Source organism: Bacteroides sp. MSK.20.12, from assembly GCF_019052435.1.
Lineage (GTDB): Bacteria > Bacteroidota > Bacteroidia > Bacteroidales > Bacteroidaceae > Bacteroides > Bacteroides xylanisolvens.
In genome coordinates, this window is sequence record NZ_JAHQVH010000002.1 from 81778 (window position 1) to 95249 (window position 13472).

General features: G+C 44.1%; 6 protein-coding genes. 4 read left to right on the plus strand and 2 right to left on the minus strand.

The window, feature by feature from the left end:
* The first annotated feature begins 68 nt into the window (after positions 1 to 68).
* From KTR06_RS01505 to KTR06_RS01520, 4 genes are read left to right on the plus strand one after another with little or no spacing between them, the layout of a single operon-like run.
* Complete coding sequence (locus KTR06_RS01505; protein WP_008776484.1) at positions 69 to 806, plus strand: hypothetical protein; 738 nt, start codon at positions 69 to 71, stop codon at positions 804 to 806.
* 44 nt (positions 807 to 850) lie between these two features.
* Positions 851 to 2809 carry a cellulase family glycosylhydrolase gene (locus tag KTR06_RS01510; RefSeq protein WP_099146530.1) on the plus strand — a complete coding sequence of 653 codons (1959 nt, stop codon included), beginning with the start codon at positions 851 to 853 and terminating at the stop codon, positions 2807 to 2809.
* 22 nt (positions 2810 to 2831) lie between these two features.
* The gene (locus KTR06_RS01515; RefSeq protein WP_032855939.1) at positions 2832 to 4757 is read left to right on the plus strand and encodes a sialate O-acetylesterase; all 1926 of its coding nucleotides are present in this window, start codon (positions 2832 to 2834) and stop codon (positions 4755 to 4757) included.
* 7 nt (positions 4758 to 4764) lie between these two features.
* The gene (locus KTR06_RS01520) at positions 4765 to 6150 is read left to right on the plus strand and encodes a glycoside hydrolase family 43 protein (RefSeq protein WP_149941895.1); all 1386 of its coding nucleotides are present in this window, start codon (positions 4765 to 4767) and stop codon (positions 6148 to 6150) included.
* Positions 6151 to 6171: 21 nt separating this feature from the next.
* On the opposite strand, the gene KTR06_RS01525 is transcribed toward KTR06_RS01520, so the two are convergent.
* Together KTR06_RS01525 and KTR06_RS01530 are read right to left on the minus strand one after the other, a co-directional pair.
* On the minus strand, positions 6172 to 10191 hold the full coding sequence (locus tag KTR06_RS01525) for a two-component regulator propeller domain-containing protein (RefSeq protein ID WP_217289893.1): 4020 nt from the start codon (positions 10189 to 10191) through the stop codon (positions 6172 to 6174).
* 158 nt (positions 10192 to 10349) lie between these two features.
* Positions 10350 to 12785 (minus strand): glycoside hydrolase N-terminal domain-containing protein, encoded by a 2436-nt coding sequence (locus tag KTR06_RS01530; protein ID WP_151923098.1) that lies wholly within the window; start codon positions 12783 to 12785, stop codon positions 10350 to 10352.
* Positions 12786 to 13472: the final 687 nt, after the last annotated feature.

The following is a 13472-nucleotide window of genomic DNA, read 5'->3' on the forward strand; positions in this document are numbered from 1 at the left end:
AAGAAAAGGCAGCGGGGCATATAACATGAATCCGCTGCCTTTATTGTTTCAATAAAAGTCGGATAATAATGAAAAACATATTATTTATTTTAAGTTTGATTATTTGGTGTAGCTGTAGTAATGAAATTCTGTTTGATATAGATAAAGTAGGAGATATAGTTACAAGGGCTGCAAATTCGGATAGTACATATTGTTTTGGGGCTTCAGATTCGGATGTAGTGGAGGACTTTGTTATTAGTCCGAAGGATGACTCACAACCTCTTAGTAGAACTTTATGTTCCTATGTAGAGGTTAATGGAACAAAAACATTATTGCAACCTGAAATAGTGAGTGGTCCTTCATGGTTGGATTATCTTATATGTTTTCAGTATTATGATATATATGTTCTATCGGTAGTAGCCCAGGACAATACTTCCTCTCTCAGAAGTGGAAAAATTGTATTGAAACAGCCGGGATCTAATAAAACATTAACAGTTGGTATTACTCAAAATGGAATTGATAATCGCATAATGATTTCAATGAAAGAACTGTATTCCAATCATCCTATTTTTACTGCCACGACAACTTATCCCGTAAAAAAAGATATAAGTTGCAGAATCCCATACGAAGCATACAATGATGGTGGAAAGTATGAGAGTAGTGCATCAATCACTATTCCTAAAGGGGAAACGAAAGGAACTTACGAAATGGATTATAACGGCTCTCCGTTAGTTTTTTATCATGGTGATATAAAAGGCTATAAATTGTATGAAGGAACTATCAGTGGTGACGGTATTTACAACTATAGTTTTTATCGCTATTGGTAGTATTGTTATTTTTGCAACAACTATTATGTAACATCAACATCATTATGAAAAAGATAATTTATTTGCTGGTGTGGATAGGCATGACTTTGGCGTCTTGCTCAGACGAAAGCTCTCTTCCTATACAACCGGAGATTCCTGCCGAACCGGAAACACCTAAGGACGAACCGGCTCCGGAGAAAGACTATCATCAGTTGCCGGTGTTGCACGTAGAGGGGCGCTACCTTAAAAACGAAAAGGGCGAGACGGTCAATCTTCATGGATTTACACAGACCTACAGCCCCTTTTTTAACGATAACGCATGGACTAACTATGACGTGCAGTCGTGTCTCAGCTATAACAAACGTATGGTAGACGGAATTGTGGCTGCCGGATGGAAGTTCAACTTCGTGCGGATGCATCTCGACCCTTATTGGAGCGATGATACTTCAAAGCCGTTTGTACGATACGAAGGGCACGAACGCTTTTCCGAGACCCGTTTCCGCAAGTATCTCGACGAACTGTTTGTGCCGATGGCGGAGTATTTTGTATCTAAGGGAATGTATGTGGTGATGCGCCCGCCCGGGGTATGCCCCAACGAAGCTCCTTATCAGGGAATAGAGGTGGGCGATAGCTATCAGCAGTTCCTGCTTAACGTGTGGGACATCGTTTCGCAACATCCTAAAGTGAAGAACAATACGGACATCATGTTCGAACTTGCCAATGAACCGGTCAACATCAAAGGGACCGACGGCGCCTATGGTAGCACCTCCGATGCCTGCTTTGCCAATGCAAAGATTTACTTCCAGTCCATTGTAGACAAGATAAGGAGCCATTGCCGTAATATCATTTGGGTGCCAGGCTTGGCCTACCAGTCGCAGTATGCCGGGTATGCCACCCACCGCATCGAGGGCGATAACATCGGCTTTGCCGTGCACTGCTATCCCGGATGGTATGGCAGCGATGCCGAAAAAGACAGTGGCGAGGGAATCGGCTCTTCCACCGGTGGCGGCTACGAGCCCTTCCAGCGCGGATGGGATACGCAAGTAGGTCCGGTGGCGGCGATTGCCCCCATCATGGTGACGGAAATAGACTGGGCACCTTTGAAATACGATGCCACTTGGGGAAAAAGCATCACAGGCGAAGCCGGTGGCAAGGGCTTCGGCGCCAACTTCAAATATATAGCCGACAATGCGGGAAATGTGTCGTGGCTCTTTTTCACTACAAGAAGCCACGAGCTGGCAGCGTTTAAGGACGTGCCGGGTACAGAGGGCAACTATACGTTCCTCAACGATCCCGAAGCCTGTCCGTGGGCAATGTATCATTGGTTCAAGGAGTATGCCGAGGGAGTGACCGTCAATGGCGAGCCCGAGAGACTGGAACTGATGGGCGAGCAGGCGACACGCTCGTTGCAGATGGGAGGAGTGCACTACCTGAAAGTGAAGGCGGTGTATAAAGATGGCACCTCGCGAATGGTGACTGCCGAGGCGACTATCAATAGCTCGGACGAACAAGTGCTGAAGGTGGAGCCGACTGGCAAACTGGTGGCAGTGGTACCAGGCAATGCTACGGTAACGGTGACTTACCGCACAGCAGCGGGAAACAGCATGCAACAGACATTGCAGGTGACGGTGGTTTCGCCTTTTGTGCTGACGGAAGACGTGTTTGACCCTTCGATATGGGAAGAAGGCACCTTTGACGAAACGACCCGCATCTTGGTGACAGGCAAATATGGCTTTGGCGGATGGAAATACCCCGGCGGACTTGACTTGTCGGGCTACCGGAGGCTGACCGTGGAATTGGGCAACGACAACGAGTGCGGTGTCTCTTTCCGCCTTTTTGACAAGAACGACTACTGGACGAAGCCCGCCACCTACGATTTCGGACAGACACGCAGAGTGGTGGTAGATTTGCAGCAGATGAAAGATACTGACGGCAATAGGGTAGACCCGTCGCACCTCTACATTGTCGGGTTCTGGTCGACTGGTGGCAAGCCGATTGTGATAAGCAGCATGAAGTTGGAATAAATATAATATAGAAAGATAGTAAATGAAGAAGTTATTATTGTTGAGTTGTTTGTTGTGTGCAAGCCTTTGCGCGGTTGCACAGGATGCAAACTTTTACATTTATCTGTGCCTAGGGCAGTCTAACATGGAAGGCAATGCCCGCTATGAAGCACAAGATACGCTGGTGGATGCACGCTTCCAAGTGTTGGCGGCGGTAGACAATAAAGAGTTGGGACGCGTGAAAGGCGAATGGTATCCCGCCCGCGCTCCGCTGTGCCGTCCGAACACCGGGCTGACACCGGCTGATTATTTCGGACGGACCTTGGTAGAAAACTTGCCCCCGCATGTGCGCATCGGAGTGGTGCACGTGGCGATAGGCGGGTGCCGGATCGAGCTTTTCCAGAAAGACAAATGCGAGGAGTATATCAAAACAGCTCCCGACTGGATGGTGAATACGCTGAAAGAGTATGACAACGACCCGTATACCCGTTTGGTGGAGATGGCACGCATTGCACAGAAAAGCGGTGTGATAAAAGGGATACTTCTACATCAGGGCGAGTCGAACACCGGTGACAAGGAGTGGTCCCAAAAGGTGAAGAGCGTATACGACAACCTGCTTGCTGACCTTCATCTGCAGGCTGACGAGGTGCCCCTGATTGCCGGTGAAGTGGTGAATGCCGACCACGGTGGTGTTTGTGCAGGCATGAACGAGGTAATTGCTATGCTGCCGCAGGTGATAAAGAACTGCGCTATTGTCTCCTCCAAGGGGTTGAGCTGCGCTCCCGACCATCTTCACTTCGATGCTGCCGGTTACCGGGTGCTGGGACGCCGCTATGCGGCACAGGCACTCCACCTGATGGGCATTGAACTTCCTTCGCCCGATGATGTGTGGAAGCACACAGTGGCAGCCCCCACCAATATGCACGGCAGCGACTTCCCTCGTATCGACAAGGACAACCGTGCTTATTTCCGTTGCTACGCTCCCGATGTGAAACGCTTGCAGGCAGATGTTTGCGGCAAGAAGTATGAGATGGCCATGGACGAGCACGGCTGGTGGAGCGTGAAGACCGACCCGCTGCCGGTGGGATTCCACTATTATTTCCTGTTGGTAGACGGATTCAGGGTGGTAGATCCCTCTTCGTGCACCTTCTTCGGTTGTTGCCGCATGGCGAGCGGCATCGAGATACCCGAAGGGGCAGAGGGCGATTACTATCGCCCGCAGCAAGTGTCGCATGGGCAAGTGCGCTCCTGCACCTATTATTCGGAAGCGAAGAAAGAGTTTCGTCGTTGCATGGTGTACACACCGGCAGAGTATGAGTCTCACCCCAAAAAACGCTATCCGGTGCTCTACTTGCAGCACGGCATGGGAGAAGATGAAACCGGCTGGAGCACCCAGGGATATATGCACTACATCATGGACAACCTGATAGCCACCGGCAAGTGCGTGCCCATGCTCGTGGTGATGGATAGCGGAGATGTGGAGACTCCCTTCGTGCCGCGTCCGGGGAAAGATGTGAACGAAGAGCGTGCGCTTTACGGCGCTTCTTTCTATGATGTCATTTTGAAAGACCTCATTCCGATGATAGACCGTACATTCCGCACCAAGACCGACCGCGAACACCGTGCAATGGCAGGCTTGTCGTGGGGAGGACACCAGACGTTCCAAACAGCGTTGCCGCGTCTCGACATGTTCTCCTACATTGGCGGGTTCAGCGGGGCGATTTTCGGGCTGGACGTGAAAACGTGCTTCGACGGTGTGTTTGCCGATGCAGGTAAGTTCAACAAGAAAGTGCATTATCTCTTCCTCGGCTGCGGCACGGACGAACAGATGGGCACGAAGCAGTTGGTGGAGTCTCTCCGCAAACTGGGCATCAACGTGGCTTATTATGAATCGCAAGGCACCGGCCACGAATGGCTCACATGGAGACGCTGTCTGAAAGAGTTTGTTCCACACTTGTTTAAACATTGAAAATGATATGAATCTGAAAGCAAAACTTGTGGCGGCATTATTGCTGCTTGGAGGTGCTCTACCCCATGAGGCAGGAGCGCAAAATCCGTTTGTGCAAACCTGTTATACGTCAGACCCTGCTCCTATGGTGCATGATGGCACATTGTATGTCTATACGGGACATGATGAAGATAAGGCTGATTTTTTCTGGATGCAGGAATGGCGCGTGTATTCTACCAAAGATATGGTGAACTGGACCGATCACGGCTCTCCTCTTGCCATCGAATCATTCGACTGGGCGGACGACCGTGCCTGGGCAGCACAGTGCATCGAACGTAATGGTAAGTTTTATTGGTATGTCTGCCTGCATTCCAAACTTTCCAATACGATGGCAATCGGTGTGGCGGTAGGCGATTCGCCTGTCGGTCCTTTTAAAGATGCCATCGGCAAACCGCTTCATGACGGAAGCTGGGACTATATTGATCCTACGGTCTTCATTGATGATGACGGTCGTGCTTATCTGTATTGGGGAAATCCGAATATCTATTATGCAGAATTGAATGAAGATATGATTTCTTTGAAAGGTGGAGTGGGCAAACTGGAACAGACTGTTGAGAGTTTTGGTGCACCTAATCCGGAAAAGCGTGTCAAAGGTGTTAAGTATAAAGATACTTATACAGAAGGTCCATGGCTTCATAAACGGGAAGGAAAATACTATCTTCTTTATGCTGCTGGAGGTGTCCCCGAACATATTGCCTATTCCATGAGTGGCGGACCTCTTGGTCCGTGGAAGTATATGGGAGAAATCATGCCTTTACAAGATACGGGCTCGTTTACTAACCATTGTGGAGTGATAGACTATAAAGGCAATTCTTATTTCTTCTATCATACGGGTAAGCTGCCGGGCGGTGGAGGTTTCGGGCGAAGTGCGGCGGTGGAGCAGTTTAAGTATAACGCTGACGGCACTTTCCCGATTATTAATGCTACCCGGGAAGGGGTGTCACCGGTAGGTACGCTCAATCCTTACGAAAGGGTGGAAGCTGAAACAATCGCTTTTTCTGAAGGTGTGAAGTCCGAACCAAATGTGAAAACCGGTATATATATATCTGAAATTCATAATGGAGATTATATAAAGGTACGTGAAGTGGATTTCGGCAATAAATCCCCCAAACGGTTCACTGCTACCGTTGCCAGTGCCCTTCGTGGCGGAACACTTGAAGTACGTACAGACAGTATAAGCGGACCATTAATTGCGGAACTGACTATTCCTTCAACGGGAGGTTGGGAATGCTGGAAAACATTGCAGGCTGATATTGTAAAACCGGTCACAGGAATACAAGATATTTATTTTGTATTCAAAGGACGTAAAGGCTGCAAACTGTTTAACTTTGATTGGTACAAGTTTAACAGATAAACATGCTAGAGAGCAGTTGGGTTACTCTTCTTTTTTACTCAACTGCTCTTTCATATACATTGAAGGCGGCATTCCATACAATTCTTTGAATGTTGTCGAGAAATTATTAGGATCAGTGAATCCTGTTAACATGGCTATCTCGGATATGGTATGCTGTTTTTCGGACAATAAACGAGCGGCTTCTTTTAAACGTATATTACGTATAAAGTCACGGGTTGTCTGGTTGGTGAGCTCCTTGAGTTTCCTGTGAAGATGTACGCGGCTGATACCTACTTCGGTGGTGATTGTCTCTATTGTCAAGTTAGGGTTACCGATGTTTTCATTGATCACTTTCATAATACGTTCCATCAATTTCTCATCGGGTGATTTCACTTCCAGTTTCTGAACCTTGTTTTCCAGATTTTGCTGTCCTGTAAATACTTTGCGTAACTGCTGCCGTGTATTAATCAGATTTTCTACCGTCTTTTGCAGAATTTCGATATTGAATGGTTTCATGATATAGGCGTCGGCTCCTGTATTCAGACCTTCCAGGTTGTCTTCTTCCCTCGTTTTCGCAGTAAGCAAAATGACTGGGATATGGTTGAGATTTACATTCTGCTTGATCTTCCGGCATAAGGTAAGTCCGTCCATTTCGGGCATCATGATGTCACTAATGACTAAATCCGGAGCCTTTTTAAATATTTGCTCTAATGCTTCTTTACCATTACGGCTTTCCATGATATGAAATTTGTCCCCGAACTCCTTCGCTATATAATTTCGGATTTCTTCGTCGTCTTCTACAACTAATACGCGATATTTAGTTTTTACCCTGACTTTCTTTTCTTCCTCATTTTCTATAATGGGAGAGATGACAGGAACAGTTGGTACGGCTACTGTTACCTTTTGCTCATTGTTGTCAACTTCTTCAGGTCGTAGATGCTTGTTACCCAACGGTAATCGGATAATAAAACGGCAACCCGGTTGTTCTTTATTATTTTCTACATAGATAATTCCATGATGTAATTCCACTAATGAACGAGTAAGATGTAATCCTATTCCTGTTCCGCCTTTCGGATTCTGTTGGCTGTTACGGATCTGATAGAAACGTTCGAAGATATGTTCTTTTTCCTGTTCATCGATGCCTGTTCCGGTATCCGCGATAATTATTTCGGCATATTGTTTCAAGGGATCGGGCAGTGTATTATCTTCTCCAGTACGGATGGTAATATCTATGTTTCCTTTTTCAGGAGTAAACTTGAAGGCATTAGACAGAATATTCAGGATAATCTTATCAAAATTACCTGTGTCTACCCATACATTCAGTTCCCGGAGCGTACTGTGAAGTTGTAGCTGGATATTTTTTGTATTTGCCTGTTGACCGAAAGTTGTACATAAATCTTCTATAAAAGGAATAATATTGGTCTCCCGGAACATCAGGAACATTTGTCCTTTATCAATTTTCCGAATATCCATTAGTTGATTGACAAGATTCAGCATACGTTCCGCATTTCTGTAGATAATATGATATATTTTCAGGCGTTCATTGTTCTCCTCATTCTTAATCAGTTTCTGTAGAGGACTGATGATTAGAGACATCGGAGTGCGTATCTCGTGAGAGATGTTGATAAAGAACTGCAATTTTGCTTCATTGATTTGTTCGGTATGGATATGTTGCAGCATTTCCTGATGCATTCTGTACCGATGTCTGATCTGAAGAATAATGATAAATATAATGGTCAGTAATAATAAGGAGTAGATAACTTTGGCCCACCATGAAGCATACCATGCAGGAGATATAAAGATGGTAATTTCTTTTATATTTGAATACACAGTGTTGTCTTTTGCTCTGATTTTAAAGTTATAGGTACCGGGTTTCAGATTGCTGAATGAGATACGGTTTACACCTTTGGGCAAACTAATCCATTTTTCATCGTTGATAGAATAAAGGTAGTTGATGTGTTCGGGGGCATTTAATTCCAGAGTGGCAAACTCGATACTGAACACATTGTCTTTATGGGATAGATAAAACTCTTTTGCGTTGAATACAGGGCAGTTGATAATATTGTGAATACCGGATTTCATTCCTTTTCTAACCGGATTGTTATGCAGGAAAAAGTCGGTAATTCGGATATTCCATGTTTTTGCCGGATTGATAATGTCTTGCGGATTGAAATAGGTGATACCATTCATTCCGCCAAACCAGATAATACCTTGTTTATCTTTGAAGGAGGCATTCTTGTAGAACTCATTTCCCTGTAATCCGTCGCTGACATAATAATTGATAAATTTGTTGTTTTTCTTTTGGAATTGGGAAATTCCGGCATTGGTGCTTATCCAAAGAAAATCTTTTCCGTCTCCTTGTATGGCATATATTGTATTACTGGGCAATCCGTCTGCAGTAGTATAAGTGGTTAGTTCTTTCGTTTTTTTATTCCAACCGGATAATCCTTCGGAACTGCCCAACCAGACAACTCCGTCGGCATCTTCAAAGATTGAATAAATAACATTTTGTGAGAGTATCTTATGACTTTGAAAATCAGGACTGTCAAGGTCTATACAGTTGACGCCGTCATAAGTTCCGACATACAGTTTATTATCATCGGAATAGTGCAGGCAACCTATCCATTCGTTGATTAGAGATGTCTGAGATTGTACGGATGTAAATTCTTTCGTTTTCAGGTCATAGTAGAACAAACCGAATCCCATTGTCGCAATCCAAAGACGCTTGTTTTTATCTTCTGCGAAATCATATACACGTTGTATATAGTTGTTGTTCTTATCTACCAGTTTGTACTGGTAATCGCATAATCCTGTCTGTTTGTTCAGCTTTCCCATACCGTTGATAAATGAACCAATCCACATATTGTGTTCGGAGTCTTCATACAATTTAATAACAGTTGAGGGTACTGAATGAGGATGGGTGGTGTGTGAGAAATGTTTTGCCGGCTCCAATTTTTCTGTAAGGGCATAAATACCGTCGTTATCCGTTCCCACCCATAGAGTCCCGTTATTATCTTTGCAGAACGAAGTAATGCAACAGGAGCCTATGCAATTTTTATCTGTTGATTTATGTCCGATATACTTAAAGCTGTTGGTGCGGGCTGGGATTAATATAACTCCTTTCTGATAAACAGCTAACCATAAGTTACCCGAATTGTCCTTTAGGATGGAGTGTATTTTCGAGTTCCCCGAATCGAAATAATTATTGTCAAACTTGTATTCGGAGATTTCGTGTGTTCGGATATTATAAATGACTACTCCCTTGCCGTCAGTGCCGATATACAATTCATTGGGTATCCCGGAATAAAGGAAACAAACAGGAAGCTCGCCTTTCTCTTTCAAATCGATTGGAACAAAGGTTTTACGTTCTTTATCGTAAATGAATAGTCCTTTTCGTATACTTCCTACATAGATGTTGCCTCGTTGATCCTCACATATACTTTTGACGTATCCGTTGTCTTTAGACAAGTGTAACGTAAGCTGATTGTCGGGAGTGAGTTGATATACTCCTTCTTCCCCTTTTGCCATCCATACATTTTGTTTTTTATCTTCAAACAGGCTTCCGGGTGAAGTGACTGCAATATCGACTTTCCGGACAGTCAACAGATGGTCTTTGATGTCCAGCTTGCACAACACATTTCCGGATACCCATATCTCTCCGTTTTTTCGCTCTATGAAAGAATTAATGTTGCTTTCAAGCGTTTCTCCGGTATCTTCCAATTTGGCAAGTGGAGTAAAATTGTCCGTGGCCGGATCATACATTTGAATTCCTATATATGTGCCGATAAGCAAATGACCTTTGCTGTCTTCAAAAACAGTACGAACAAAATTGTGGGCTAACGAATGTTCATTATTGGGTTCATGTTTGTATATGGTAAATTTAGCACCGTCATAACGGTTCAGACCATCTTCTGTTGCAATCCAAATGAAGCCGTTCCGGTCTTGATATATTTGATTAATCAGACTACTGGAGAGTTCTTTGTCAGTAGTGAATAACTTAGGAGATTGTCCGTTGCATAACAAAGAAAACAATAATAATAGAAAAGTGAATACATTTTTCATAGTTATAGATCGTTGTTTGTTGTACAAAGAAAACTAAAAACCTAAATATAACCTAATAAAAAATGAATATTTTCATTAGGCTCCGGGAGTACAATCGGATGTTGTAACATCGTTTGTAAATAATGTAACATGAGAAAAGATTTATCCCTTCTTCTGTATTATTGTTTTCCTTCGATTGTATTTACAATATAGGTTTTACCCGCCTTTGTTTCGATGTCATATTCATAAACCTTCTGCAGTTTGGGAGATTGCGCACTTACCCCTTTGGCTACAAGAGGCCGTTTGATAGGAGTGGTGGCGAATAATCTATTTGAGCACTCTTTCCCGTTTACTTGTTTTAAGCCTTTCCCTTTCAGTGGGACATAAGACCGGATGCGGAGCGTACCGCCTATATTCGATCGGATGATCGCTTTATTTAACATATTGTTTTTCCAGTCCATATCGACAGTAAAGTTTCCACGTGCCACCAGCCCCTTCACACTTCCTTCTTCCCATGCATCAGGCAATGCTGGCAATAAATGCACGGCACCGTCATGACTTTGGAGCAACATTTCCGCTACTCCGGCTGTATAACCGAAATTACCGTCAATCTGGAAAGGCGGATGGGCATCCAGCATATTGGGATAGGTACGCCCGTTCGGATATTCTTTAGCCAAGTGATCGTTGGGCAATAGTTGAATCATATTTTTGATGATCTGGAAGGCATGGTTTCCATCCAGCATGCGTGCCCAGAAATTGACTTTCCAGCCGATACTCCAACCGGTAGCCTTATCACCGCGTTGCAGCAATGTGTTTCTTGCTGCCTGGAATAACTCGGGATTCGAGTATGGAGAAATTTGATTACTCGGATATAGCCCGTACAAATGTGAAATATGACGGTGCTCGTCCTTGGGATTGTCAACATCTTCAAGCCATTCTTGTAGTTGGTTATGTTTTCCTATTTGCATAGGTGGCAACTTCTCTAGTGTTTGTTTGAGGGAGTCTTGGAAAGAAGGGGCTTCACCTGCGATGTATGAAGCCAATAAGGTATTATGCAGTGCATCAAAGGCAATCTGGTTATCCATGGTGCAACCTGCCGTGATAGGACCGTGTTCCGGTGACACAGAAGGCGACACTACCAACCATTTATACACTGGATGTTCTACCAAGAAATCCATGTAGAACTGCGCTGTTCCTTTCAGGATGGGATAGTACTCTTTCAGGAACTCTTTATTTCCTGTAAAGAGGTAATGTTGCCAGATATGTTGTGCTAACCAGGCTCCCCCACTAGGCCACATTCCGGCTGCAGCAAAGTCTACAACTCCGCAAATTCGCCATAAATCAGTATTATGATGCGCCATCCATCCCCTACAATCATACATAGTTCGGGCTGTTTCTGCTCCTGTGACGGATAAATCTTTCAACATAGAGAATAGCGGACTATGTGTTTCACTTAAATTAGTGACTTCTGCCGGCCAATAGTTCATTTCTGTATTAATGTTGATGGTGTATTTACTATCCCAAGGTGCATGAGTACTGTTGTTCCATATACCTTGCAGATTAGCCGGTTGCCCACCCGGTTGCGAAGAAGAAATCAGCAGATAACGTCCATAATGGAAAAGTAGAGCTGCCATTGCCATGTCTTCCCCATTTCCGAAGTTTTCAATTCGTTTGGGAGTCTCCAGTTGGGAAGCTTTGCCTGTCGGTAATGTAAGGCGTACACGGTCAAATTGTTTTTTATAATAAGCGATATGGCTTTTGAGAGCTTTTTCGTAAGGTATTTGCATTGCTCTTTTCAGATATTCGCTGGTCCGTCGGGATTCATTGGCGCTGACATCCTGGTAGTTTACGTAGTTGGTTGCTGCCGATATATAAAGGGTGGCTTCTGTTCCTTCATTAATTTGGAGCGTATTTCCTGCCGGGCGGAGAGTGCCATTCGTTTTTACCTGGATTTGACATTCTGCCCGTAGTGCGGCTTTCAAACCTTCCTGCTCTTTCCCTTGACAGGTGACGGTCAGCTGATCATTCTGAACATTCACCTTATGTACTAGAGGGAAGTTATATGCAATAGTAAAGTTCAGTGCGTTTGCTTTACTTGCTTTGATATGCATAATAATGACATTATCAGTAAATGATGCAAAAGTGGTACGGGTATAAGTGACGTCATCCACTTGATAACGGGTAGTTGTCGTTGCATTCTCCAGATTCAGATCGCGGTAAAAGCCGGATGCGTTTTGGTGTTCCGGAAATTCCAGGTAAAGACTACCTAATGTCAGATAGCTCATTCCGTGTTGCTGGGTTAAGAAGTTGGCGTCAATGAGTCTTTGCGCTTCCTTGTTTCTCCCTTCAAAAATCAGTTTGCGTACAACCGGTAGCACATGTACGGCATTCGGGTTATTATTATTGTATGGAGAACCTGCCCAAAATGTTTCTTCGTTGAGTTGTAATTCTTCGCGTTCGATTCCGCCATATACCATGGCTCCAAGACGGGAGTTGCCAATAGGGAGAGCTTCCGACCAATTTTGTGCAGGTTGACTATACCACAGTTTCAGGTCCTGTCCTGAAACAAGGTTGCTTATTAATAGGAATAATACAAAAAAAGTGTTTCTGTTCATATTGTATGGATTTGTAGCAAAGGTAGCTCATTTCCCAATACAAAAGGCAAAAAACTGTTTCTGAAATCTACCTTGGAAGTAACTTCTTTCCATATTTATGTTACTAATATATATGTTGTATGTTCCAAATGATAAAATAATAACTGCCGGTTTCTTTTTGATTTATTATCAGCCTTGCCCTCTTGTCAAGTAGCTTGTTTGCAAGCTGATTAAGTAGGGAGGTATAAGAAGGGAAGCTGGTATAGTTGCGTTGGGATGCCGGTATCGTTCCATTAAAGTACCGGTATCATTAATTTCCCACGGCCGTGACAAGATCTTCCCACGGCCGTGGTAGGAACTCGTCACGGCTGTGGGAAGAAGCTACCACGGCCGTGAAGAATTAAGTATACCGGTATCCTGATCGAACAATAGTTATTGAATGATATAAGTATGCCGGTTGTATGACGGATGTTTAATGGAGGCTTTTCTTGAAAAGTAAGTAAAGCTGGATAGGAGATATGGGAGAGCAAAATCATAAAATAATAGGCTGACAATAAAACTTATAAAATGTTATTGTCAGCCTATTGTCAGGGCTTATTGTCAGCATCTAATGGGTTGAAAATCATTTATCTAATGAATAGGAATGACGGCTGACAATAAGAACTGCAAAATTTATATGTAAATATAATCAGTGTGTAGTAATTGACT

What these genes read in the sequence shown, in the direction of transcription:
- KTR06_RS01505 (WP_008776484.1), top strand. Translation starts at nt 69, where the DNA reads ATGAAAAACATATTATTTATTTTAAGTTTGATTATTTGGTGTAGCTGT.
- KTR06_RS01525 (WP_217289893.1), bottom strand. Translation starts at nt 10,191, where the DNA reads ATGAAAAATGTATTCACTTTTCTATTATTATTGTTTTCTTTGTTATGC.
- KTR06_RS01520 (WP_149941895.1), top strand. Translation starts at nt 4,765, where the DNA reads ATGAATCTGAAAGCAAAACTTGTGGCGGCATTATTGCTGCTTGGAGGT.
- KTR06_RS01530 (WP_151923098.1), bottom strand. Translation starts at nt 12,785, where the DNA reads ATGAACAGAAACACTTTTTTTGTATTATTCCTATTAATAAGCAACCTT.
- KTR06_RS01510 (WP_099146530.1), top strand. Translation starts at nt 851, where the DNA reads ATGAAAAAGATAATTTATTTGCTGGTGTGGATAGGCATGACTTTGGCG.
- KTR06_RS01515 (WP_032855939.1), top strand. Translation starts at nt 2,832, where the DNA reads ATGAAGAAGTTATTATTGTTGAGTTGTTTGTTGTGTGCAAGCCTTTGC.